At 46.2% G+C, this 25071-nt stretch carries 22 protein-coding genes; 11 read left to right on the top strand and 11 right to left on the bottom strand.

What is annotated here, in order from left to right:
• Nucleotides 1-54 precede the first annotated feature (54 nt).
• From AC3FZD_RS13115 to AC3FZD_RS13095, 5 genes are all read right to left on the bottom strand, one after another.
• The gene (locus AC3FZD_RS13115) at nucleotides 55-1635 is read right to left on the bottom strand and encodes a HAMP domain-containing methyl-accepting chemotaxis protein (RefSeq protein ID WP_488736461.1); all 1581 of its coding nucleotides are present in this window, start codon (nucleotides 1633-1635) and stop codon (nucleotides 55-57) included.
• Nucleotides 1636-1653: 18 nt separating this feature from the next.
• Complete coding sequence (locus AC3FZD_RS13110) at nucleotides 1654-2889, bottom strand: CheR family methyltransferase (protein ID WP_488736460.1); 1236 nt, start codon at nucleotides 2887-2889, stop codon at nucleotides 1654-1656.
• A complete protein-coding gene (locus AC3FZD_RS13105) occupies nucleotides 2870-3352 on the bottom strand; it encodes a chemotaxis protein CheW (protein WP_488736459.1) in 483 nt (160 codons plus the stop codon). Before AC3FZD_RS13105 ends, AC3FZD_RS13110 begins: the two co-directional genes overlap by 20 nt.
• A gap of 161 nt (nucleotides 3353-3513) precedes the next feature.
• Nucleotides 3514-3966, bottom strand: a complete 453-nt coding sequence (locus tag AC3FZD_RS13100; RefSeq protein ID WP_488736458.1) for a DUF29 domain-containing protein — start codon at nucleotides 3964-3966, stop codon at nucleotides 3514-3516.
• 92 nt (nucleotides 3967-4058) lie between these two features.
• Nucleotides 4059-5189, bottom strand: coding sequence for a site-2 protease family protein (locus AC3FZD_RS13095; protein WP_488736457.1), 1131 nt, complete (start codon nucleotides 5187-5189; stop codon nucleotides 4059-4061).
• A 332-nt stretch (nucleotides 5190-5521) separates the two neighbouring features.
• On the opposite strand from AC3FZD_RS13095, the gene AC3FZD_RS13090 reads away from it, so the two are divergent.
• Both AC3FZD_RS13090 and AC3FZD_RS13085 read left to right on the top strand, forming a co-directional pair.
• Nucleotides 5522-5722 (top strand): type II toxin-antitoxin system Phd/YefM family antitoxin, encoded by a 201-nt coding sequence (locus AC3FZD_RS13090; RefSeq protein WP_488736456.1) that lies wholly within the window; start codon nucleotides 5522-5524, stop codon nucleotides 5720-5722.
• A gap of 77 nt (nucleotides 5723-5799) precedes the next feature.
• Complete coding sequence (locus AC3FZD_RS13085; protein WP_488736455.1) at nucleotides 5800-6027, top strand: hypothetical protein; 228 nt, start codon at nucleotides 5800-5802, stop codon at nucleotides 6025-6027.
• Between the two features lie 36 nt (nucleotides 6028-6063).
• Here the strand turns inward: AC3FZD_RS13085 and AC3FZD_RS13080 are convergent, their stop codons facing one another.
• A complete protein-coding gene (locus AC3FZD_RS13080) occupies nucleotides 6064-7452 on the bottom strand; it encodes a site-2 protease family protein (RefSeq protein ID WP_488736454.1) in 1389 nt (462 codons plus the stop codon).
• 308 nt (nucleotides 7453-7760) lie between these two features.
• Here AC3FZD_RS13080 and AC3FZD_RS13075 point away from each other — a divergent pair, with 308 nt between their 5' ends.
• Entirely contained in the window at nucleotides 7761-8282 is a 522-nt protein-coding gene (locus AC3FZD_RS13075) for a 2TM domain-containing protein (protein WP_488736453.1), read from the top strand.
• Between the two features lie 24 nt (nucleotides 8283-8306).
• Here the strand turns inward: AC3FZD_RS13075 and AC3FZD_RS13070 are convergent, their stop codons facing one another.
• On the bottom strand, nucleotides 8307-8846 hold the full coding sequence (locus tag AC3FZD_RS13070) for a GIY-YIG nuclease family protein (RefSeq protein WP_488736452.1): 540 nt from the start codon (nucleotides 8844-8846) through the stop codon (nucleotides 8307-8309).
• A 137-nt stretch (nucleotides 8847-8983) separates the two neighbouring features.
• On the opposite strand from AC3FZD_RS13070, the gene AC3FZD_RS13065 reads away from it, so the two are divergent.
• From AC3FZD_RS13065 to AC3FZD_RS13055, 3 genes are all read left to right on the top strand, one after another.
• Entirely contained in the window at nucleotides 8984-9448 is a 465-nt protein-coding gene (locus AC3FZD_RS13065; protein ID WP_488736451.1) for a GUN4 domain-containing protein, read from the top strand.
• A gap of 10 nt (nucleotides 9449-9458) precedes the next feature.
• Complete coding sequence (locus AC3FZD_RS13060) at nucleotides 9459-11975, top strand: GH116 family glycosyl hydrolase (RefSeq protein ID WP_488736450.1); 2517 nt, start codon at nucleotides 9459-9461, stop codon at nucleotides 11973-11975.
• Nucleotides 11976-12090: 115 nt separating this feature from the next.
• Nucleotides 12091-14868: a zinc-dependent metalloprotease gene (locus AC3FZD_RS13055; protein WP_488736449.1), complete on the top strand. Its 2778-nt coding sequence runs from the start codon at nucleotides 12091-12093 to the stop codon at nucleotides 14866-14868.
• Between the two features lie 24 nt (nucleotides 14869-14892).
• On the opposite strand, the gene AC3FZD_RS13050 is transcribed toward AC3FZD_RS13055, so the two are convergent.
• On the bottom strand, nucleotides 14893-15732 hold the full coding sequence (locus AC3FZD_RS13050) for a Cof-type HAD-IIB family hydrolase (protein ID WP_488736448.1): 840 nt from the start codon (nucleotides 15730-15732) through the stop codon (nucleotides 14893-14895).
• Nucleotides 15733-15747: 15 nt separating this feature from the next.
• Complete coding sequence (locus tag AC3FZD_RS13045; protein ID WP_488736447.1) at nucleotides 15748-17346, bottom strand: Hsp70 family protein; 1599 nt, start codon at nucleotides 17344-17346, stop codon at nucleotides 15748-15750.
• Nucleotides 17347-17430: 84 nt separating this feature from the next.
• On the opposite strand from AC3FZD_RS13045, the gene AC3FZD_RS13040 reads away from it, so the two are divergent.
• Both AC3FZD_RS13040 and AC3FZD_RS13035 read left to right on the top strand, forming a co-directional pair.
• Nucleotides 17431-17835 (top strand): NIL domain-containing protein, encoded by a 405-nt coding sequence (locus AC3FZD_RS13040; RefSeq protein WP_488736446.1) that lies wholly within the window; start codon nucleotides 17431-17433, stop codon nucleotides 17833-17835.
• A gap of 153 nt (nucleotides 17836-17988) precedes the next feature.
• Nucleotides 17989-19020, top strand: a complete 1032-nt coding sequence (locus tag AC3FZD_RS13035) for a DNA-methyltransferase (RefSeq protein ID WP_488736445.1) — start codon at nucleotides 17989-17991, stop codon at nucleotides 19018-19020.
• Here AC3FZD_RS13035 and AC3FZD_RS13030 read toward each other — a convergent pair.
• Entirely contained in the window at nucleotides 19017-19607 is a 591-nt protein-coding gene (locus AC3FZD_RS13030) for a ScaI family restriction endonuclease (RefSeq protein ID WP_488736444.1), read from the bottom strand. The two genes, AC3FZD_RS13035 and AC3FZD_RS13030, sit on opposite strands and share 4 nt — an antisense overlap.
• Nucleotides 19607-19828 carry a helix-turn-helix domain-containing protein gene (locus AC3FZD_RS13025; protein WP_488736443.1) on the bottom strand — a complete coding sequence of 74 codons (222 nt, stop codon included), beginning with the start codon at nucleotides 19826-19828 and terminating at the stop codon, nucleotides 19607-19609. Before AC3FZD_RS13025 ends, AC3FZD_RS13030 begins: the two co-directional genes overlap by 1 nt.
• Before the next feature lie 240 nt (nucleotides 19829-20068).
• Here AC3FZD_RS13025 and carB point away from each other — a divergent pair, with 240 nt between their 5' ends.
• The 3 genes from carB (at nucleotide 20069) to AC3FZD_RS13010 (ending at nucleotide 24866) form a co-directional block, all read left to right on the top strand.
• Nucleotides 20069-23305: a carbamoyl-phosphate synthase large subunit gene (gene carB, locus AC3FZD_RS13020; protein WP_488736442.1), complete on the top strand. Its 3237-nt coding sequence runs from the start codon at nucleotides 20069-20071 to the stop codon at nucleotides 23303-23305.
• 344 nt (nucleotides 23306-23649) lie between these two features.
• Nucleotides 23650-23787: a hypothetical protein gene (locus AC3FZD_RS13015; RefSeq protein WP_488736441.1), complete on the top strand. Its 138-nt coding sequence runs from the start codon at nucleotides 23650-23652 to the stop codon at nucleotides 23785-23787.
• A gap of 122 nt (nucleotides 23788-23909) precedes the next feature.
• The gene (locus AC3FZD_RS13010) at nucleotides 23910-24866 is read left to right on the top strand and encodes an RNA polymerase sigma factor, RpoD/SigA family (RefSeq protein ID WP_488736440.1); all 957 of its coding nucleotides are present in this window, start codon (nucleotides 23910-23912) and stop codon (nucleotides 24864-24866) included.
• Nucleotides 24867-25071: the final 205 nt, after the last annotated feature.

Raw genomic sequence — 25071 nt, 5'->3', positions numbered from 1 at the left:
GGAATGGGGGAGTGGGGGAGTGGGGGAATGGGGGAGTTGAGATTACGCATTAACTTATGCAGAAATTTCCCGGCGTAGTCCTTGGGTTGTATCATCGAGTTGTTCTAAAGCATTATTGGTTTCTCTGAGCGCATCCACCGTTTGATGGGAAGCTTGGCTCAGTTGCTCCATCGCTTCGCTGATTTGTTGCGCTCCTTCCGATTGCTCTTCCATGCGTTGACTCACCTGTTCAAATCGGGGGGGTAAACTTTGGACTTGATGAATCACTTTCGCGACTTCATCACTAATTTTACTCACTCGATCCACACTGGTGCTAACCGAGTGATTAAACTTATCCATCTCCATCACTCCCACGGTAACGGCTGATTGCATATCTTTGACAATTTGCTCAATTTCTAGGGTAGCAACGGCGGTTTGATTGGCTAGTCGGCGAATTTCCCGCGCAACAACAGCAAAACCGGCTCCATATTCTCCGGCTTTTTCCGCTTCGATAGCAGCATTTAGAGACAGGAGACTGGTTTGATCGGCAACCTTCGTGATCGTAATGACAACATTGTTAATGTTACCGGCTTTCTGATTCATGACCCCTAGTTTAGAGGAGATAGAGGCAGTCGCTTCTACCAGTTGTCGCATCACCGTTTCCATCTCCACCAATTCCTTCTGGCTATCATTAGCAGAAATGGCGGTATTTTGAGCCATACCTCCCACTTGTTCCATGGTTTTGACTAGATTTTTGGCGGTGTTGGCAATAGATTGGGCTGTAGCAGTAACTTCGTTGGTGGATGCGAGTTGTTCGGCTACGGTGGCTTCTAATTGTTTTCCAGAGGCAGCAATTTGGGTCGCAGAGCTAGTGATTTGGACGACAGAACGTTGTAAGCTTTCAATCAGGATATTACTGAGAAAAAGACCAAATAGCACAGCCAAGATGGGCCCCAGAATGATAGCAACGATGCTTAAAAATTGGGATTGGCGAATGGCTTGCTTGGCGTTATTTTCGGCTCTAATGGCTGTGTCTTGGTTAATAGTGATTGCTTCGAGCAGGGATGCGGTGGCAGTTTCAAAGGAGGTACGGTTTTGTTTGGCGCGATCGCGTAACTGTTCTAAAATTCTAGTGGCATTTTCTACTCTACGAAGTTCCACAGGATTATTCGGTTCTTGAGCGAGTAATTCGGCTGCTCTAGCATAGGGATCGAAAATGCCTAAACTCTCAAACTCCTGATTGAGTTGCAAAAAAGCTTCATGATCGCTTTGCCATCTTTCCCAGTTACTCACCAGTTTCTGATAATTTCTTTCTTCCTCATCGGTGCGAGGGGTGACTTGATATTGGTTAAACCCTTCCTCGATCTGATCCCAAGCTGTATCAATACGTTCTAACTCGCTCTGTCGTTCTTGAGCTGTCAGTCCTGTCACTAAGAGAGCGCGTTCAGAGGATTCAATTTGGGTTTGGCCTTCATTAATTTTCCACAGTCCAACCAAACTGGGCAAGCTATTATTACTTAAGGTATTGATATTAGTTGTTAAGCGAATTGTGGAAGTAAAACCGACTAAGGCGACGATTAAAATCAAGGCTCCCATAAAGTTAAATGCTGTTTTGATTCGACCTTGCAAGGATTGATTTTTTAATAAGCTGTTCAAAATAAATACTCCTTTTTTTTACAGAGAAGTTTGTGATATTTTTGCGACTCGCTGTTTTAAGCGTTCTGCACCGATTAGATCTCCTCGATTTTCTTTGAGTAAAGAGAGAGAAATCAGGGCTTCATAGCAGTTAGGATTCAGGTAAAGAGCTTTCTGAAAGTACCGTTCTGCTTCAGGATTTTCGCTTTTAGCTTGATGGACTGTCCCCATTAAGAGATAAACTTCAACATTAGTATTATGTCGGATTAAATAGTTTTGACAATGGTTTAGGGCTTCGTCAAGTTTTCCCCCATCTGCTAATTGTCGAGCTAATTCTAAGTCCCTATTCAGAAGATTAGGGTTTTGGGTTTGGCTCAATGAAGGTTTGGGGTTAGAATGCCGATGATCGGGGGTTTGAGATAAGTTATGGTTGACAATTAATGAGGGTAGATCGATCGCCTCCCTAGGAGGAGGAAGTCGAGGGGAGTTCATTTTTTGATAAGCAAAGGTTAGAGGTTGACGAATGGAAGTAAATCGAGCGCTGGGAATTTTTCCCGTTTCTGCGGCTCCGATAAAGAGTAATCCATTTGGCAATAATAGACGATCTAGAATGTTGAACACTTGAGTACAGGCAGTTGGCTCTAGATAGATCAAGAGGTTACGACAGAAAATAATATGATATTGAGGGTGATAAATGGGAAAATAATCTAAAAGATTGCCCTGGTGAAATTTGATGGTTTGGCGAACTGGGGAGATGACTTGATAACCTTCTGGGGTGGATTGAAAATAGCGATCGCCCCTAATGCTCTGTTCTCCGCGAAACGCTCGCTTGGTATAAATTCCACGTTTGGCTTTGGCGATCGCCTGTTGGCTAATATCCACAGCATCTATGGTAAACTGATGAGTGGATAAACCCGCCTCAAAAAGGGCGATCGCCATGGAATAGGGTTCTTCTCCTGTGGAGCAAGGCACGCTCAACAGACGCAAGGGTTGAGAACCCAAGGTTGGGAAGTCCTGCCAGTCCTGAATATTGGCGAGAAAATCAAATGGGCGGCGATCGCGAAAAAACCAAGTTTCCGGAACCACAATATGTTCAATGAATGCTTGCCATTCGCGATCGGACTGTTGTAAAAAATAGCAATAGCTCTCTAAACTGGGTAAACCACAAGCGAGTTGACGATCTCTAGCCACCTTAGCAATTTTTCCAGAGCCAACGATCTGGGGTGAAATCCCTATTTTCCGACTCAATAAACCCTCAATATTCCCTAGGCTCATCCCTGTTCACTTCTCCTGCTGCGGCTAAATAAAACTGTCTAGCATCCGTGAATAACCGATCCAGGTGAATGCGCTGAATCATACCATTTTGATCCAGAATAATCCCCCCCAAATAAGGGGCAACATTCATATATACATCCGAATTCACCAAATCAGTATCTGGTTTATCCAAAGTTTTAATAATTCGTTCAGCCATCAATCCCAAATAAGGCATTGTCCGATCCTCAGTCATGGAATTGACCATAATAATGCGGGTACTCAACTTCACCCCACTGGGTTTTCCCTGAATCAGATGACACAGATCGATCACCGGAGCAATTTTACCTCGATAATTAAATAAGCCCGCCACATAATCCGGCACATGATTAATTTTCCTCAAGGGCACTCTAGGAATGACCTCTACCACCCTCGAACTCTCAATGGCATAAGAATCTTTTCCCAGATAGAAGAGTAACATTAACATGGCAATTCGCCTGGAGTCCTTGAAACCACTTTCAACAGAGAGTCAGCCCTATGGGGTCTGACCCTACAGTGATACAACCAGGATAAGCCACTAACCCACTCAATGACCAGAGGGATATACACAACTCATTTGGACTAGCGATATCTGGTTTTCTAGTCGATTTACCCCTCCTCGTTGGGGAAATAATCTATATCTAAGACCTGTGCTTGAGAAAAAGGACAATCTACGGGAAACACCTGCTTCGGTAAATGGGTTTCATTCACTGCTGCACGAGTAGCCTTTTGATAACAGTCTGAGAAGATCTCTTCAAGATAGGGTTTTAAGCTGGGGCTATCATTTAAGATCAGCTCTAGTTGTTCTCGTTGCTCATCAATGGTATTTATCCAACTTGATGTCCGTTTTTCGGGTTGATACTTCCACTTGAGTAAGTGCATTAATAACACTTTTAAGCGACTAAAAATCTCCCGCTTCGTATTGCGCCCCATATCAGCAATTTCTTCGATTAAGTGTTCCACATCTAGGGCATTGAATTCACCTACCTCTAAAGTATTGACCGTTTTCTCAATCCACAAATTAAAATCTTTGTCGTAGAGCTGCGAAAGTTGATTGTTCATAGCAACTCCTCTGGTAATGGGTTATGGGGAAATGGGGAAATGGGTGATGAAGACTCTCTACCATCACCCATTCGCCGACAATAAATCGTCAATCAGGCTTGTTGCTGAACTAAGCGAGCAATTTCTGCCTTATCCAGTAAGCCAACTAAAACACCGTTGTCGCGGACGACAGGAAGTTCAGATAATTGTTTTTGTTCTAAGAGTTGTACAACTTCCAAAAGGGTTTGATTCGATTGGATAATTTCTGAAGTGGGAGTCGGCTTAACCAAGGATTGAACCGTGGTTTCCGGCCATTCGGAGGTGGGAACTGATCGCATATCGTCAATGGCAATTGTGCCTAACAGACAACCCTCTTCATCCACCACCAAGAACTTTTTCCATTGTTTTTGACCAATCACATAGTTATTAGCAAACTCGCGCAGGGAGAGAGTTGAGGTAACGATAGGACTTTCTGCATGAACGGCATCTTCGGCTTTCAGGTGAGCGAGAATATCTTGCAAGGTTGCAGACTGGGCAGAACGACCGGCATTTTGGAGCAGGAACCAACCAATTAAGAGCGTCCAAATACTACCGGTAATGGGCACACCAAACAGAACCAGTTGAATATTCAACACAGAGAGTCCGCCAACAGCTACGCCAAACCAACCAATGATTTGTCCCATGCGACTGGCAAACACCACCGCCCGGTTCGGGTTTCCGGTAATTTTCCACACTAGAGCCTTGAGAATATTGCCGCCATCCAGGGGTAAGCCGGGAATGAGGTTAAAAAGGGCTAAAACCAGGTTAATGTAGGCCAGAAGCTCAATAATGGCGGCTATGGGGGCACTCAGGGGGATGTATAGGGCCAAACCCGTAAATAGACCAAAGAGGATTAAACTAACCGCAGGGCCGGCGATCGCCACCCAAAAGGCTTCAGCAGGAGTTTTTGATTCTTTCTCTAAACTCGCGAGTCCCCCAAACAGAAATAGGGTAATCGAATTTACGCCAATGCCCTGACGGATAGCAACCAGACTATGGCCGAGTTCGTGTGCCAACACAGAAGAAAAGAGCAGCAAAGCAGCCCCTAATCCTAAAATCCAGGGTAGGGCTGAACCCAGTTGGGGAAAATTAGCACTTAGGGTGGTTCCATAGTTCAACGTCACTAAACCGAGAACGAGAAACCAGGAAGGATTAATATAGAAGGGAATGCCAAAAAGACTGCCCACACGAATATTGCCATTCATAAAACACCTCTGATTTTCAGATTGCATCACATCGGGGGAGGGGTGCGCCTCGCTCTCTCTATTGTAGCGATCGCCTCATGGACAGTTAAGGGTATTTTAGGGGGATTATCCGTCCTTGAAAAGTTCGGCTCATGGGTTTAAAATCTGCCTATTCTTCACGCTCAATCTCCCTTTTTCAGGTCTTCCAGAGCATTCGCCAGAGCTTCGGCTGATATTTCTTAATATCAAATCCGGTTCAAGACTTGTTTCTAAGCGATGTTCCATGGCGATCGCCCGGTCAAAGTTGCACTTGCAGTCAATGCTAAACTAGATCGAGTCTATAGGGTGAGAAAATGACACAAATTACCACAACTGAATTACCAGAGAGCTTACAAAATCTACTGATAGAAGTTGAACAGAGCAAAATTCCCCTCACGATTCTTCATGAAGGCAAACCCTTAGCCATTGTTTATCCTGCCACTAACGCAGTTGCACGTCCGGGCTTTGGTACTTACTCGGCGATCGACGATTACTCATACACCTACAAACCCTAATAGCAGATCCTAGAACTCAACTTTGGCTGAGTCCGATTAGTGTTTGGGAAACGCTTATTTGATCAGAAAAAGGACGGATGACTTTACAGCCTGATGATAATACATGGGTTGGTTTGGCTTTACACTCCATACCCACTCATGAGGCAAAACTCAATTATGCCATTGCTACTCTCAGTCGCAAAATTGCCCTCTCTCATCAAGATCCAGCCGATCGATTTATTGCGGCTACAGCTATTCACTATGGATTAACACTGTCTACAGTTGATGCCCATCTTATAGGACATTCATGGTTACCAACAATCTGATGTTAATGTGAGTTCGACAGCGAAACTTTCTAGACATTATTCTTCTTCTGATTTTCGAGTTTTAAGGCCTTCAAGAGCATTCCCAAGAGCTTCGGCTGCTGCTTCTTGACCTTTTTGGGCCTGACGTTCAATATCTTCGCGAGTGAGGTAGCCTTGAGCTTGTTTGTGGCTATTTTTAAGAGCTTGTAAGCGATGTGCCATGGCGATCGCCTGGTCAAAGTTTCGTATGATTAATGCGGGAGTATGGGGATTGAGATCTCTGACGCGAATGCGATGCTCTCTAACCAATTCAGAAATGGATGTCTCTCCAGGAAATTGCTGATTCTCAATTTTGGGAAATGGCGCGCTATTTAAACCTTGAGTATTGCCAGTGATCAGAAATGTCCCGCCTTTAAATTCAGATTCTAGCTCTACAATTTTACTCCCTTTGGGAGCTAAACCGATCACCTGAAAGACTTTAAATGATTGGGGGGAAGGAAAGTGATAAATTCCAGCTACTGTGCGGCGATCTCGACTGAGCATCACCCGAATCAAAACACGCGGTTGACTTCGGTTGGCTTCAGAGAGTGTCACATCTTCAATATCTGCCAGTTTCTCAAAACCTAAACGTTCTAATTGCCTTTGTGCCTGCTGGTAAAACTTCAAATCGAGATGGGAAAAATTTTGAGCATCAACCTGTACAAATTCATGGAGCTGAGAGTGGAGTTTCGTCTGAAAATCTACTAATTTGTGAAAAGCAGCCCCATTTTGCAGCATAAACCAACTGATGATGAACATCCAAATACCATCGTAAATGGGAATACCCAACACAACCATATCTAACAGGGAGGGTATAGAGATCGCCATACCAAAACAACCAATCAGTTGTCCCATACGACTGGCAAACACCAGGCCCCGCTTCTGTTTACCGGTAATTTTCCACACCACAGCCTTGAGAATATGGCCCCCATCCAGGGGTAAACCGGGAATCAGGTTAACAAGGCCTAAAATCAGGTTAATGTACGCTAGAGAGCCAAAAATTGAGGCTAAGAGGGCAATCATCAGGGAATGAGTCGTGATCGCTCTGCCCATCAACAGTACGATGGCAGTACAGAGACCAAAGAGAATTAAATTGACCGTAGGGCCGGCGATCGCCACCCAAAACGTTTGACTAGGAGTTTCCGCTTCTTTTTCAAAACGCGCCAGTCCCCCAAACAGAAACAAGGTAATGGACTTCACCCCAATACCTTGACGAATGGCAACCAGACTATGACCAAGTTCGTGGAGTATAACCGAAGAAAAGGCCAGCAGAGAAGTACCTAATCCGATAGTTCCATAGTTGAACATCACTAAACCGATAAACAGAAACCAAGATAGATGGATATAGAAGGGAATACCCAACAGACTGCCCACACGAATATTGCCGTCACGAATATTGCCGTTCATAAGACACCTCGGATTTTGAGATTGCGCCATCGCATCGGGGGAGGATGTGCCTTGTTCTCCCGATTATCAAGGCTGTGTGCTGTGTAATTGTAATTAGATTGACAGTAGCTTAATCATAGTATACTTTTCTTACACTTCAACCCGTGCATCAATCATAGCTTTAATCGACTAAATCTCTCTGGCTTGTCTAAATCGCTTCAACTTCGGCATAATAGAAAGGGAAAAACGATTACCCATCTGTACCCTCACAAACCTCACCCGATCGGTGATTGGATTGTTCTTACCCTATCAGTGAAGCCTAACTTAAGATGATGTCTGGTTCTTCGTCGCCTATCTCTCGCTCCTATCGCCAAGAGGATATTCAACAGATTTTGCAGTTGGCGATCGCCCGCCAAGATCATGTAGAAGAGTTTTCTTATGAACAGTTAGTGGAAATTGCCACCGAGCTAGAAATTCCCCCTGAACAGTTAAAGGCGGCCGAGCAAGAATGGCAGGATAAAAAAGGCAAGCTTAAATATCGTAAAGAGTTTGATATTCAGCGCTATCAAACTCTAAAGAAAGATGCCGGAAAATATATTATTGCCAATAGTTTTCTGGCAGTCATCAATTTAGTCAGTGTGGGTACATTTTCCTGGTCTATTTATGTGGTTCTAATCTGGGGATTGCTCCTCGGTCTGAAAACCTGGAATACTTACCAAATGACGGATGCGGAATATGAACAAGAGTTTCAGAAATGGTATAACCGCAATCAGATCAAGGAAGCTGCCCAGAAAACTTGGCAGAAAGTGAGTAAAGTTCTCTGGCAATCTAATGAATCGGAGCGACCATAGTTAGACAATGCCCACCCTACATTGCTACTTCAAATCCAATAGTCCCTTTTCTTTTAACTTAGAATTAAACTGAAATGAATCTTGAATATGGCGAGGTTCCAAGCGGGCTAAAATTTCTGCTTGGACTCGACGAGACACATTTTTTAAGAGCTTAATTCTTTCTAATTCATCACTGGTTTCATAGGTGGACTTCTCCTCATCGGTCATCAAAACCTTAGCATCAATGGGATCAGTCCATTGACTAAACGCTTCGCCATTACCCAAGGGAATTGAGCCATTTTCAGCAATCCAAGCTGCTTTGATTTGTTCTAATTGGCTGCGGTTTGGCTTATCAATGATATAGGCTTTAAGCCAATAACAGGCTTCAGGTTGGCGTACCATATGTTGCTTGAGGCTCAGATAAATATCCCGCGAATAATGAACCAACTGCAAAACCTGATTGCGATCGAAGATGGCATAGACTCCTATCTGTTTAGAGAACTGTTCGGGAAATTGGCCCTGATCGTCAAGATAGGGAATATAGTCTAAGTTCGCCAAAGGGCAGATTGCAAAGGAAGAAGACATAAAGCAGTAGGGGATAATTGAGTCAAGACTCTTATTTATATCATGATGAGTTCACGATTTACAAGGGGAGTAGATGGAGGAAAAGAGCCGAAAAGCGATATTATAAATTTAAGGAAAAAATGAGGAAAAATACGCCAATGGAAACACTCAATCCTCGTGACTCGACCTATAAGACGCTAGACCATCTGCTGAGGGAACAAAAATGGGAAGCGGCGGATAGAGAAACCGGTAGGATATTATTGCAGTTAAGCGATCGCACTTCAGAAGGCTACATCAGAAAATCCCATGCTCTGGCGATCGATGCCTCAGATCTACAACAGCTCAATCGCCTGTGGAGAGAACATAGCCACAGTCATTTTGGCTTTATCATCCAACAGCAGATCTGGAACCTCACCCATCACAATTATGCTGAGTTTGGGGAAAAAGTCGGGTGGCGATCGCAAGAAGTCTGGTTAAATTATGATCAATTGACCTTTAGCCTTGAGGCTCCCTTGGGGCACTTACCAGTAGCCAAACTCCTGATTCCTGTGGGAGATCAGCCCTGTTTCTCCTTTGTCCTCGGTACGTGGAGAATCGCCCTACTATCGCGCCGAGACCTGTAAATTAAACCCTATGACCAATCAACCCTTTCAACCCCAGATTCCTTCCTGTGCATGGCAACGCCCCCTCGGCTTAGGGTGGGATAACCCTTACACCGTGCGTTATGCTTCCAATTTAGATGATGGCCCTTGGCATGGAATGCCCCTCGGTGGCTTAGGTGCAGGATGTATCGGGCGATCGCCCAGGGGAGACTTCAACCTCTGGCATATTGACGGGGGAGAGCATATCTTCAAAACCCTACCTGCCTGTCAGTTTAGCGTCTTTGAACAAACAGAAGACGGACGCAGCAAAACCTATGCCCTCAGCACCCAACCCCCCACAGACGGAACCCTAAGCAGTTGGCAATGGTATCCCCCCACCAGTGCCATCCAACAAACGGGAACCTATAGCGCTCTTTATCCGCAAAGCTGGTATCACTACCAAGGGGTGTACCATTCCCAACTGGTGTGCGAGCAATTTTCCCCCGTCATTCCTCACAATTATCAAGAAACCAGCTATCCCCTAGCCATCTTTGAATGGACTGCCCATAACCCCACCGATCAACCCCTCACCTTGAGCATAATGCTGACCTGGGAAAATACGGTGGGTTGGTTTACCAATAGGATTAAAACCCCAGAAATTAAGGTTCGGGATGATGGATCGCCGGTTTATGAGTATCAACCTCGATGGGGAGAAAGTACGGATAATTATAATCGGTGGATCGAAAATAACTTTCGGGTGGGATGCCTCATGAGTCGCCTAAGTACCCATGAGATCCCGGAAGAAGGGGAAGGACAATGGGCGATCGCCACCATCTCTAACCCAGCCGTGGAAGTGTTTTATCATACCCGTTGGAACCCCAGCACTAGCGGGGATGCCATTTGGTCATCCTTTGCCACCGATGGCTCCTTGTCCGACTCAGAAGACGAAACCCCAGCCGCATCCGGAGAACGTCTAGCCTGTGCGATCGCCGTCCGCTTCACGCTCAGACCTGGACGCAGCCGCAAGATCCCCTTTATCCTCGCTTGGGACTTCCCCGTTACCGCATTTGGCTATACTCAAAACAGCAGTGACTTTTCAGGGCAACTGCCCTCAACTGGTATAGAAAACGCCGGTAAACCGATCGAATACTATCGCCGCTATACCGACTTTTTCGGGCGCAATGGCAAAAATACCTGGTCAATGATACGCACAGCCCTCAAACATTCTGATACCTGGAAAGAGGCGATTAACGAATGGCGCAAACCGATTCTAGGCGATCGCGGATTTCCCGAAACCCTCAAAATGGCCCTCTTTAATGAACTCTACCTGCTTGCCGACGGGGGAACCCTCTGGACAGCAGGCACAGAAAACGATCCCATCGGCCAATTTGGGGTACTCGAATGCCTAGACTATCGCTGGTATGAAAGTCTAGACGTGCGGCTCTATGGCGGCTTTGCCCTCACCCTCTTGTGGCCCAAACTGGAAAAATCAGTCCTGTTAGCCTTTGCTCGCGCCATTCCCCAGGGAGACAATACCCCAAGAATTATTGGCTACAATCAAGCTACAGCAGTCCGTAAAATTGCCAGTGCCACCCCCCACGATTTAGGCGCTCCTAACGAACATCCCTGGGAAAAAACCAATTACACCAGCTATCAAGACTGCAACCTCTGGAAAGACTTGGGCTGTGATTTTGTGCTACAAGTGTATCGGTATTTTCTCTGGACAGGGGCAGAGGATCTAGAATTTTTGCAAGAGTGCTGGTTAGCCATTGTCGAAACTTTAGACTATCTAAAAACCTTCGATCTCGATGGAGATGGCATTCCCGAAAACTCAGGAGCGCCCGATCAAACCTTTGATGATTGGCAACTCAAAGGCATTAGCGCCTATTGTGGGGGGTTATGGTTAGCCGCTTTAGAGGGGGCGATTGCCATCGGACAAAGACTGCAAGCCGCCCAAAATTCTCCCTCTGCCGATCTTGAAGCTCAGATTGTACAATGGTCAACCTGGTTAACCCAGTCCAAGCCCCTGTATCAAAAAACGCTCTGGAATGGCCAATACTATAACCTCGATAGCGAAAGCGGATCGCAAGTGGTGATGGCCGATCAGCTCTGCGGTCAATTTTATGCCCAGTTATTAAATTTACCGCCCATCGTGCCAGAAGACTGCACTCAGACCACCCTAAAAACCATCTATCACACCTGTTTTACCCTCTTTAACCAGACCCAAAACGGCGATCGCGCTGCCCTCGGTGTAGCCAATGGTGTTAACCCCGATGGCTCACCCGAAAACCCCAACGCCACCCACCCCCTGGAAATTTGGACAGGGATTAACTTCGGTTTAGCCGCATTTATGTTACAACAGGGAATGAAAGCCGAAGCTTTTGCGATCGCGGAAGCCGTAGTCAATCAAATTTATACCCATGGTCTACAGTTTCGCACCCCAGAAGCCATTACCGCAGCCGGAACCTTCCGCGCCAGCCATTATTTGCGGGCTATGGCCATCTGGGGATTATACCAAGTTTCCGCAAGCGGACATGAATGGGTAAGGGGTCATCAAGAGACGGTTTGATCCCCCCTTACCCCCCTTAAAAAGGGGGGAAGTGAAGAAAGTCCCCCTTTTTAAGGGGGATTTAGGGGGATCGAACCATGGGATCGACAAGAACATTCAAATATTGGACTGGGGTATGAAAAAACGATATCTAATTGCCTGTTTAATTCTGGGATTTTTAGTTGTAGCCATCTTGCCCAGTTGGGGGATAGTTGCGGATCGACCAGTTACCCCAGTGGTGCAAGTTTCCCCGAAGCTTTCCTATCAGCTCAAAGCCGAAGAATCCCCAGAAGCTAAAACTCCCAAATCCTTTGATGATTTAATTGCAGGAACCCAGAAACAGGACGGTTTATTTCCCCTCTATCCAACCGAAAATAATGAGCATCTCTATTTAGAAATTGCCCCCGAACAGCTCAATCAGAATTTCTTATGCGTGATGACCCTATCCAATGGCATTGGTGAAGGATTTTTATTAAACGGAATGCCCATGGGGGAGATCTTATTTCAGTTTCGCAAAGTGCAAGACCGGGTGCAATTTGTGGTTCCCCAAACCAATTTTCGCACCAATCCTGGCGATCCCTTAGCGCGATCGCTCAATGAAGGCTTTAGTGATTCAGTTCTCTATTCCTTGAAGATCGAAAGTATTCACCCAGAAAGAAAATCTCTACTCATTGATGCCAGCACTATGGTAATGGGAGAAGGGGATCTCAGTGGCTTATCCACATTCTTACCCTATCTCCTCAATGGAGCCTATACCCTATCCCCAGAGAATTCCTATATTACTCAAGTCGAAAATTTTCCTCAAAATGTGGAAATTGAAGCTCTCTACGGGTTTAGTGGCGTAGGGGGAGGTTTCATTAGCTTGCCCAGCTTGCCTGATAGCCGCGCCTTTAATTTAGCAGTGCATTATAGTTTTTCATCCTTACCCACCCATAACTATCGCCCTCGGTTAGCAGATGAGCGCGTGGGTTATTTTATAACAGCCTATAAGACATTTTCCAATAGCGATCGCCGCGATCCCTTCGTCCGCTACATTAATCGCTGGAACATCGAGCCGGGAAAACCCTTAGTCTTCTGGATTGAAAATACCGTTCCCCTGGAATATCGAGAAGCTGTCAAAGAAGGGATTCTCATGTGGAATGAAGCCTTTACCCAAGCTGGATTACCTCAAGCAATCGAAGCGCGACAAATGCCCGATAATGCCGATTGGACTCCGGCGGATATTCGCTACAATGTAGTGCGCTGGTCGAGTTCCTTTGAACCCAGTTTTTACGGTATTGGCCCTTCCCGAACCAACCCCCTAACTGGGGAAATTTTAGATGCGGATGTTTTGATCGATGCCAATGTGGTGCGCTTGATTAAAGGCCAATATCAAACCCTAGTTAATCCCGACGCAGGAGGGGCACAAGGACAGAATTTACTCTCTACCTTTTGCCGAGCCACCCTAGAAAACAGTTACTTACGGGGGGTTGACCTTTCGGAAGAGTCTGTAGAGAAAAAAGATCCGCTTGCTGGGTTTCCCTTAAGCAAATCCCTTTTAGACCGGGATTTGTGTTTTGCCAAAGAGTTTAACCGGCAATTGGCGATTGGGGCCACTTCCCTCTCTTTGACTCAAAATGTATTACCCAGTAGCGCAGAAATGGAGAGTTATGTACAACAATTCATCCGTTTTTTAGTCGCCCATGAAGTCGGTCATACCTTGGGATTACGGCATAATTTTCATGGCAGTACCCTCCTGAGTCCGGAAGAATTACAAAACCCAGAAATTACCCGCACCTTGGGTATGGTGGGGTCAGTTATGGATTATGTAGCGCCTAATTTAGCTCCTCCTGGAAAACCTCAAGGGGATTATTTCTCGACGAAATTAGGGCCTTATGATATTTGGGCGATCGAGTATGGCTATAAACCCCTAGATGCGGTTTCTCCAGAAGCAGAGTTGCGCGAATTACGCCAAATTGCCCAACGAGCAGCCGAGCCAGAATTAGCTTATGGTACAGATGAGGATTACATCAGTCATCTCGATCCGGCGGTGAATACTTTCGATCTCAGTAACGATCCGCTCACTTATGCCCAATGGCAGTTGGAAAACGCTCAAGCGATGTGGTCTCGGTTAAACCGGCGATCGCCAGCTCCGGGTGAAAGCTTTAGTGAAATGCGGGACTTATTCGATACCGTATTTTTCTACTATTTCCGCAATGCCATGGATTTGACCCTCTATGTGGGGGGACAATCCTTTAATCGCCATTATGCGGGCGATCCCAATGGGGGACTACCCTTTCAACCCCTATCGGCCGAGAAGCAACGAGGGGCATTAGGGGCAATAAATCAATATGTGTTTTCCGCAGAAGCTTTTCAGTTTTCACCCCAGTTGCTGAACCAATTAGCCCCCTCTCGTTGGTCTCATTGGGGAGCATTCCCAGATTTGTTTGAGTTGGATTATCCGATTAGCGATCGCCTCCTTTTCTTACAGCAAGTTGTTTTGCGCTCTCTGCTCTCCCCCACCCGTCTATCGCGTCTGCAAGATCTGGAGCTAAAAACCGATGCCACAGAAGAAGTTTTCAGATTACCCGAACTCTTCAGCACCCTGCAAGAGAGCATTTGGACAGAAGTGATTGATGGAGATATTGCCAACCTATCGAGTATCCGTCGCGCTTTGCAACGGGAATATGTGGAAGTTTTGAGCAAGATGAGCCTACGACAAGTTAGGGTTCCCGAAGATGCCGTTACCCTAGCTTGGTATAACCTACGACAATTAGAAGACCAAATCGATCGCACCTTGCGCCGAGAGGGAAGAGGCTTAGATACTTATACTAAGGCCCATTTAGAAAAAACCCGCGATCGCATTGCTAAGGTACTTGATGCTCCCCTAGAGTCAAAGTCCATTGAAGAGGAATCACCGCACAAAGTGGAGTAACGGGTAATGGGGGAGATGGGAAGATTACCCATTACCCATGACCAAAAACTCAGTTATAGCAGCAACCACACCATCCTCTTCTATCGAGGGGGCGATCCAATTGGCAATCCTTTGAACTGGGGCAGGAGCATTACCCATAGCAATACCCATTCCAGCATACTTGAGCATTTCTAAATCATTAAAATTATCGCCGATCGCCATCACATTTTCTGCGTCCAATCCCAACAGAGTTTCTGCTAAGTATTGCACCGCTAACCCCTTATTTGCTTGAGGATGGGTAATTTCAAGAAATGTCGGTGTAGATTTGGTAAAATGCAGTTGATCTTGAGTAAAAGTGACGCATAAATCCGCCGCAAGTTCATCAATTAAGTCAAGATTTTCACTCAGAGCTAAAATTTTCGTCGGCTCTACCGTTAGCGACTCTTTTAAGTCCTTTACCAATCGAACCGGTGCAGAAGTACGCTCTAGATATTTGCAGGTATCTTTTCCCATTGCCCGCACATACAAACAATCATCAATATAGAAATGAATCGTAATCTGATCACGATAGTGGGGTTGATCTAGAAAATCAAGGACTGTGCCTGCTAAGGGAATAGAGATGGGAAGATGTTGGTGAATTTTATCAGTTTTGGGGTCTTGAATTAAGGCTCCGTTGTAGCAAATCAAGGGCAGCTCACCACCGATCGCCTGATAGAAGCGCAAAGCCGAGCAGAACATGCGCCCTGTGGCAACAGCGACTAAAATTCCCCGATCTTGGACTTGAGCGATTGCCTCTATTACCGGTTGACGGATTTGATTGGATAAACCGGCGATCGTCCCATCGATATCTAAGACTAAAAGTTTAATGTTTTCTTGATTACCCATTACCTATTACCCAATCTAGCTTAATTGAACCACCACTTGATTATTGAGCAAAGTTTGATTGGTGAGCAAATCGTCCACCGTCATCCTCAAAAATCGCTCTCCATCGACTTGAAACAACACCCTGATCCGGTCATTGCCAGGAATTCCCGGAGGATTCAAATTAGCGATAGTACGGGCATTTTCCGTATCATTGAGAGGAGTTACCGAGCGCTTATCACCGCTCAAAATGCGAGTAATCAGGCGATCTCCATCAAAATAGATTTCCGTCCCCCCCCTTGCTGCCCCCAATTCTCCCAAAACCAACTCAATTTTCGGTTGATTTTCCCCAGAAGCCCCTAACATTAACTCAACCGGTTTAGACATGGGATAGGGTTGTCCTTCCTGTATAATCGGATGCCAGCTATGGGATTTTGTGCGTCGATTCCAATAGCGAATCCCATAGCTATGATAGAGAAAATCTTTCAACTCAATCCCTTGAAGCAATTGCAGCGCACCATGGGCGATCGCCTCAAAGGGTTTATCACAGCGTACCCGTTTTTCATCAAAAGAGCTACTCACCCAATCTTGCACCGCCGGAATTTGGCAAGTTCCACCCACCAATAACACCGAATCAATTTGGGATTTATTCACTCCTTGACGGGTGGCCTGTTGCAGAACTCGATCCATAATAGCATCAAGCTGACCAAAAAAATTACGGTCTTCTAAAATCGATTGAAACTGTTTACGAGTGAGTTTCAACTCATAGCTTTCTAAAGAGTTTCGGTCAAAATAAACCTCCGTAGCAGTAGGACGAGAGGATAACTGAATTTTCAATTTTTCCGCCAAGCGAGTTAAAGACAAAGATTGAATCAGACCATACTTAGCAATTAATTCATCAGTAATCCAATGGTCTAAATCCGAACCACCTAAACTCACACCCGCTTTAGCAATGACCCGTGCTATTTTGACCTGTTGACTCGATTGTTCTGCAAAGGATTTTTCCCCCCATTTCAGAACAAACCCTAAAGGATTAGCTGATTTATCTTCACTTTTCACTCCATTACTATTCAATTGCACCAAAGATAAATCTAAGGTTCCACCACCAAAATCGACAACTAAAACTAAATTTTTATCCCCCATACCATAGCCTAAAGCAGCAGCAGTGGGTTCATCAATGATTCTCACCTTATCCACCGACCAAGTTTGACACACTTGCCCTAACCAATGGCGATAGGTTTCAAAACTATCTACCGGCACAGTCAAAATCAGAGACTCTTCCAGATTAATTTCCTTAAGCAAATTATTGAGGAACCAAGTGCCAATTTGTTCAAAGTGAATGGTTACCCCATCAAGTTGGGGTAAAAACCCCTGAATCGGTGTGCCAATTCCTCGCTTAAAATGGCTAAAAAATCGCGTATCTTGAGCCACATCTAAACCGCGATCGCGCACAATTTGACCAATCATCACTTGTTCTAACTGAGCATTTTCTACATAAACCAGACTAGGAATCAGGGGAGGATTAGGAGCCTGTTGTAGAGAATAGCCAGGAACTTTGATCGTTTCCGGGGTTCTCGTCGCTGAATTCCAACGGCTAATAACCGTATTGGATGTGCCAAAATCGATTGCGATCGCCATAAGAGATTAAAAATGGTAGAGTTTAAAGGAAGTTGCTATCACATATAAGCAGTCAAATTCTACCAAATCAGGGGGCAGTCAAGCTTGAAAAAACGAGTCACCCTTACCTTTACCCAGCGTTGGGTAAGAATGCCGGTTACCTACCGTTTAGCCAAAGATTTTAATGTGGCTGCCAATATTATTCGCGCTCAAGTCGCGCCTAATCAAGTAGGAAAGCTAGTCCTAGAACTCTCTGGAGACATCGATCAGCTTGAAGATTGCATCGAATGGATGCGATCGCAAAATATCGAAGTCTCTCAAGCCACCAGCGAAATTATCGTTAATGAAGAAACCTGTGTCCATTGTGGACTCTGTACCGGAGTTTGCCCCACCCAAGCTCTCACCCTCGATCCAGAAACCTTTAAGCTAACCTTCATGCGATCGCGCTGTGTCGTCTGCGAGCAATGCATCCCCACCTGTCCCGTACAAGCCATTTCCACCACCCTTTGACCTTGGACTCCCCTAACCCAAACTCATCAGGCAAAGATCCGCCATTAACCCTCAAGTCAAAGGTTTCCTCGGCGATCGGTAATAGCACTCAGGGTTGCATCATCAAATATTATTGAGTAATCTAGTAATCATGAGTGGGTAAAGCTATAAAAAATGTGCAAAGTTTCCTTAACCCAAGACCATTCTAGGAAAATTGATAACCCAAGCTATAATACTTATGTCTCGGAAGGCATTGAATCCCATCAAGCCACCCAAGTTGCTCCTTCTGCATTACTCCAACCTTTTTCTAAAGCACTAGAAAATCAGCTTATCTCTCGATTTAAATCCGTCAAAGAGCAACTGATCGATCATTTGGGTGAACCCTTTTATGCCGATGCGGGTTTTATTCTCTACCAAGGAGATCTGATGAATTTCTTAGATCGACTATCTCATTGCGATCTCTGTATGGATTTAACTGTTACATCGCCTCCCTACAATATAGGAAAAGAATATGAACATCCCATGTCAGTTGATGAATATATTAAATGGTGTTCTAAATGGATGAATCAAATATACGAAGTGACTAAAAACAATGGTTCATTTTGGTTAAATTTTGGTTACCTAGAAGTACCTGATAAAGGTCTGTGCGTTCCTATTCCTTATCTCTTGTGGGATAAGTCACCTTTTTATTTATTACAGGAAGTGGTTTGGAAATATGGAGCAGGTGTTTCAACCAAGCATCGTTTAAGTCCACGGAATGAAAAATGGTTGTTTTATGTTAAAAATTATCAAGAATATACTTTCAATCTAGATGACATACGAGATCCAAATGTTAAATATCCTAATCAGAAAAAAAAAGGAAAATATCGTTGCAACCCTTTAGGAAAAAATCCTTCTGATGTTTGGGATTTCCCTAAAGTTACTACCGGTAAAAAACGGTCTTCTAAAGAAAGAACTGGACATCCAACGCAATTCCCTTTAACTGTTGTCGAAAGAGTTATTAAAGCATCATCTAATCCAACAGAACTAATTCTAGACCCATTCGCTGGCTCGGCTTCAACTGGTATAGCAGCTATCGGTTTAGGACGAATATTTTTGGGATTTGAAATCAGACAAGACTATTGTGAAATAGCTGTTGAAAGATTCAAGATTTTTCAACAACAAAAGAAAGATTCACTGGCTTATATTCAAGGTTCTTTGTTCTAGTCTTTTTTATAAAGTAGCAGAAGCTTATAGCTTTCTACATCTGCTGAGAGTCTTGATTGTTGGCCTGTTGATGCTTTTTGTCCCATCCAATCTTTAGCATCCAACCAGCCAAATCTAATCAGAGAAATAGAAGGTTTTGAAGAACTAGAGAATTTCTCAAAATTGATCGCAAGATAGTATCCAGACTTAGCTTTCTTGCCTTGCCGATTTTCTTGTGCATAACTTCTATTGCCATAAATATGCCTAGGATTAGAGGATGTTTTGACCTCAATTGAAAAAGACTCATCGGGCAAATAGACAAGATCTTTGTCAGTAACCATTTGATCTCCTCTCCAAATCCCTGGATACTTGGCTGCTAGTTCTAAGGGTATGAGTTCATGTAAAAAGAAACCCATTATTTGAGGTTTGGGAAAAATATCTTTGCCAATTTGAAAACCTTGTGTTCCCAGCTTAGAATCAAAAATTGATTGCCAAGACGACAAAACAACCTCGACTATTTCTTGCGAATCAAGAGGATGATTATCAACCAGCATTTGCGTAATATTCAGCCATTGGTTGACGGATAGACCAGTATAGGGAGAATTCATCAGGACAGCCCATCGAAAAGGTCAGCCGGTCTGACCTTGAGCGCACGAGCTAGAATAACAATGTTCAAAAGACTAATATTCCGTTCACCCCGCTCCACAGCACCAATATAGGTTCGATGTAATCCACAAGCCTCAGCAAGCTTTTCTTGAGATATGCCAAGCTTTTGACGAAGATTGCGAACATTATTACCTAATATATATCTTGGATCTTTATCATTCATAACCTGGGAAGATCTCATAAAAGATGACGATAAGTCTACAGACAATAAGTAGCAAAAATCCCCATCCTTAATAGATCCGATACCAAAATTTAGCTAAAGGAAATACAGTACGATCGCCCCAAACCCGTACAATGGCTTTTGCCCATGAAACTGTTGTCTCTGGTCTCCATCCCAGACCAGAGACAACAGATGACTGGCAACAAAAATACTGTCTCTTCGCACGGATAAAACTCAACAACTATGCCTCGTCGCAACGATATCAAAAAAATTCTTCTCCTCGGCTCCGGCCCCATCGTCATTGGCCAAGCCTGCGAATTCGACTATAGCGGTGTTCAAGCCTGCAAAGCCTTGCGCTCCGAGGGTTACGAAGTGGTGCTAATCAACTCCAACCCAGCCACCATCATGACCGACCCAGAAACAGCAGATCGCACCTATATCGAACCCCTCACTCCAGAGGTTGTGGAGAAAGTAATTATTAAAGAACGGCCCGATGCTCTGCTGCCCACCATGGGGGGACAAACAGCCCTCAATTTAGCGGTAGACCTAGCCAAAAGGGGGGTACTCGATCGCTATGGAGTGGAGCTGATTGGGGCGAAACTGGGGGCGATCGAGATGGCAGAGGATCGGCAGTTATTCAAGGAAGCCATGGGGCGCATTGGGGTGCAGGTGTGTCCGTCGGGGATTGCCAGCACCCTAGAAGAGAGCAAACAGGTGGCCAAAGAGATTGGGTCTTATCCCCTGATTATTCGCCCCGCCTTCACATTAGGAGGAACCGGGGGCGGCATAGCTTATAACCAAGAAGAGTTTGAGGGCATGGCTCAGTATGGGCTGGACTGCTCGCCGGTGAGCCAGATTCTGATTGAGCGATCGCTCATTGGCTGGAAAGAGTACGAGCTGGAAGTGATGCGAGATTTGGCGGACAATGTGGTGATTATTTGCTCCATTGAGAACATTGACCCCATGGGCGTGCATACGGGAGACTCGATCACGGTTGCCCCAGCCCAAACCCTGACGGACAAGGAATATCAGAGGTTGCGGGATGCCTCGATCAAGATTATTCGGGAGATTGGGGTAGAAACGGGGGGGTCGAATATCCAGTTTGCGGTCAACCCGGTAGATGGGGATGTGATTGTGATTGAGATGAACCCCAGGGTATCGCGCTCCTCGGCTCTGGCTTCTAAGGCCACGGGGTTTCCGATCGCCAAGTTTGCGGCGAAACTGGCAGTGGGCTATACCCTCGATGAGATTCCCAACGACATTACCAAGAAAACCCCGGCATCGTTTGAGCCAACCCTAGATTATGTAGTGACCAAGATTCCCCGGTTCGCCTTTGAGAAGTTTGCCGGGACTCCCGCCATCCTCACCACCCAGATGAAGTCGGTGGGGGAAGCAATGGCCATTGGGCGCACTTTTGCCGAATCGTTCCAGAAGGCTTGGCGCTCTTTGGAGACGGGGAGAGGGGGATGGGGGTGCGACAGAGCGGAAGTCCTGCCCGCCCTAGACTCGATTCGCCAACAGTTGCGGACTCCCCACCCCGATCGCCTGTTTGCGGTGCGCCATGGGTTAATGGCCCGGATGAGTGTGGCGGAAATTTACGAGCTGACGGGGATTGACCCTTGGTTCTTGCACCAGTTTGAAGACATCCTAGGAGCGGAGCGCTGGTGCAAGCGGACTCCCCTGCATGAGATGGGGGCAGAGGATTTAAGGGGGCTGAAGCAGTTGGGATTTAGCGATCGCCAAATTGCCTTTGCTACTCATACCCTGGAGGCACAGGTGCGAGAGAGGCGTAAGGAACTGGGGGTTGTGCCCGTCTATAAAACCGTCGATACCTGTGCCGCCGAGTTTGAATCGTTCACTCCCTACCACTATTCCACCTATGAGATGGGGGAAACGGAAATTACACCCTCAGACCGACCCAAGGTGATGATTCTGGGAGGCGGCCCCAATCGCATTGGTCAGGGGATTGAGTTTGACTATTGCTGCTGTCATGCCAGTTTTGCCCTCTCTGAAGCGGGGTTTGAGACGATTATGGTCAACTCCAATCCAGAGACGGTTTCGACGGACTACGATACCAGCGATCGTCTGTTTTTTGAACCCCTCACCCTAGAGGATGTGCTGAATATTGTCGAAAGCCTGGAGCCGGAGGGCATCATTGTTCAGTTTGGGGGACAAACACCCCTCAAGCTGGCTCTTCCCCTAGCACGGGCAATCGCCGGGAGCCAAACCCAGATTTGGGGCACATCCCCAGACTCTATCGACCAGGCGGAAGACCGGGAGCGGTTCGAGGCGATTTGCCAGGAGTTGGGCATCTTGCAGCCGCCCAATGGCATCGCTCGGTCGAGTCAGGAGGCGATCGCCGTTGCGGGGCGCATTGGCTATCCGGTGGTGGTGCGTCCTTCCTATGTGCTAGGGGGTAGAGCGATGGAAATTGTCTATTCTGATGGGGATTTGGAGCGCTATATGCAAACGGCGGTGCTGGTGGAGCCAGACCATCCGATTCTGATCGACAAGTTCCTGGAGAAGGCGATTGAGGTAGATGTGGATGCTCTGCGCGATCGCACGGGGGCAGTGGCGATCGGCGGCATCATGGAGCATATCGAACAGGCGGGGGTGCATTCGGGGGACTCTGCCTGCGCTCTTCCTCCTTTCACCCTCTCTGATGGGGTTTTGGCTACGATTCGCCAAGCTACGATTGACCTGGCTCAGGCCCTGGAGGTGGTGGGATTGATGAATATTCAGTTCGCGGTGCAACAGGAGGTGGTCTATATTCTGGAGGCTAATCCTAGGGCTTCTCGGACTGTGCCGTTTGTCTCTAAGGCGATCGGGTTTCCTTTGGCCAAGTTGGCGAGTTTGCTGATGGCGGGACAAACTCTGGCTCAGGTGGGGTTCACCCAGGAGATTGTCCCTCCCCAAGTGTCGGTGAAGGAGGCGGTGTTGCCCTTCGAGAAGTTCCCTGGCTCCGATACGCTCCTGGGGCCAGAAATGCGCTCGACGGGGGAGGTGATGGGAATCGATACGACGTTTGCCCGCGCTTTTGCTAAAGCCGAGATTGGGGCGGGGGTGCGGCTGCCTCTGTCCGGTTGCGTGTTCGTCAGTTTGAGCGATCGCGATAAGGAGGAGATTCTGCCGGTGGTGGCTCAGTTCATTGACCTGGGTTTTCAGGTGATGGCGACGGAGGGGACGCGGGCGGCTCTGCTCAAAGGAGGGTTAGAGGGGGTCGAGCGGGTCTATAAACTCCATGAGGGCCGACCGAATGTTCTGGATGAGATTAAAAATGGGCGCATTCAGTTGATTGTGAATACGCCCTCTGGAGAGGAGGCCCAAGCGGATGGCCAGTTGCTCAGGCGATCGGCTCTTACCTATAAGCTGCCGATTATTACGACGATTGCGGGGGCGCAGGCTACGGTGGAGGCGATTCGGTCTTTGCAGGGGTCTGAGTTGGAGGTGAAGGCGTTGCAGGATTATAGGGTTCGTTAGGGTTTGGGGAGGTTGTAGGAGGGGTTAATACTTAGTTCTTATGGATAGTATTGACTTCTCCTTTCCTATATCTGTACCTACCGCCCCATAGGTCTTGATAGATGCGATCGTAAGGTAGGGGCGAAAGATGTTTCGCCCCTACTGGTCTCAAGGTCTATGGGGATTTTTCCTCAAAAAATTTACAAAAATGTTGTAAACAATGCATTTCTTCATGAAGTTCCTGGGTAACCTATGGGGAATCGCAGGTGGACAGACCTCTGGAGGTGCTAATTCTGAAACAGTAGACGCTAACTTAAAAGAATGTTACAATACTTAACATAATAGAATTCCGGTAGATAAAGACAATGACAAGCGAACTGATTTTAGTCACAGCCACATCTGTTTTAGGTCTTATCGTTGCTGGGCAACTGCTCCAACAGGAATCTGAATCTGCCCCAGAAGTAGAAGCTCTTCCTATCCCAGTCAGAACTGATGAGACTTAATTGTTATGTCTCTTGAGTCGATGGCGATGATGCTCGCCAACGACCTGCGCGATCTCCATCGAGCGATTGTTTCCTAGTTTTTGAACTAGCTTTCCATTGTTGTCAACCCAAGACGCAGACCTATGAAAACCGCCCAAAATCCAACCGATCCCGTTCGTGCTTATCTTCGCGAAATTGGCCGTGTTCCTCTGCTAACCCATGAGGAGGAAATCACCTTGGGTAAGCGAGTGAAGTATTTGACTGACCTTCAGGAAAAGAAAGAAGTATTAGCTAAGGAAATTGGCCGCGAACCTAGTCTAGAGGAATGGGCCAAAATGGCTGGCATTTCTATGCAAGAGCTAAGGGGAGCGATCGCCCAGGGAGAACGTGCCAAGCGGAAGATGGTAGAAGCAAATCTGCGTCTGGTCGTCTCAGTGGCGAAAAAGTATATTAAACGCAATGTGGACTTGTTGGATTTGATTCAAGAAGGAACCATTGGGATGCAAAGGGGGGTAGAGAAGTTTGACCCCACCAAGGGTTATCGGTTCTCTACTTATGCCTATTGGTGGATTCGCCAGGCGATTACACGGGCGATCGCCGAAAAAGGACGCACCATTCGGCTACCCATTCATATTACGGAAAAACTGAATAAGATTAAGAAAGCTCAACGACAATTATCCCAAACCTTGGGGCGATCGGCAACCATTAATGAGTTAGCTGAAGAGTTGGATCTGACTCCCAAACAAGTGCGGGAATATTTAGAGCGCTCTCGCCTTCCTTTATCCCTAGATTTGCGGGTGGGAGATAACCAGGATACAGAATTAGGAGAGCTTTTGGAAGATACTGGGCCATCTCCAGAGGATTTCACGATGAATACTTCTCTGCGAGCTGAATTAGAGCAAATGATGGCTGATTTAACGCCCCAACAACAGCAGGTTTTATCTTTGCGGTTTGGGTTAGAAACGGGTCAATCGATGACCTTAGCTAAAATCGGCGATCGCCTTAATATCAGTCGTGAGCGTGTCCGTCAAATTGAACGGGAAGCTCTGGGTAAGTTACGCAAGCGGAAAGCAGATATGCGCGAATATATCGCCAGTTGATTTCTATTTCTCTGCTTGTGTTGCGTCCATTGATTCTCTCAAATCACAAGTCTGTTCTACTGAACAGACTTGTTTTATTTTGGATTGGGTTAGTGAAGAGAGCATCAGTATGTAGACTCATTTTCCTCTGTTTTCTAACCATTGGTGATACAAACTCAGGTTAGAACTAAGGGCCGGATGCCCTCAGCCTCTGGTGTTCGGTTGT

It is taken from the genome of Roseofilum sp. KMC-1, assembly GCF_057802075.1.
This window is presented reverse-complemented; position numbering and strand designations above follow the sequence as displayed.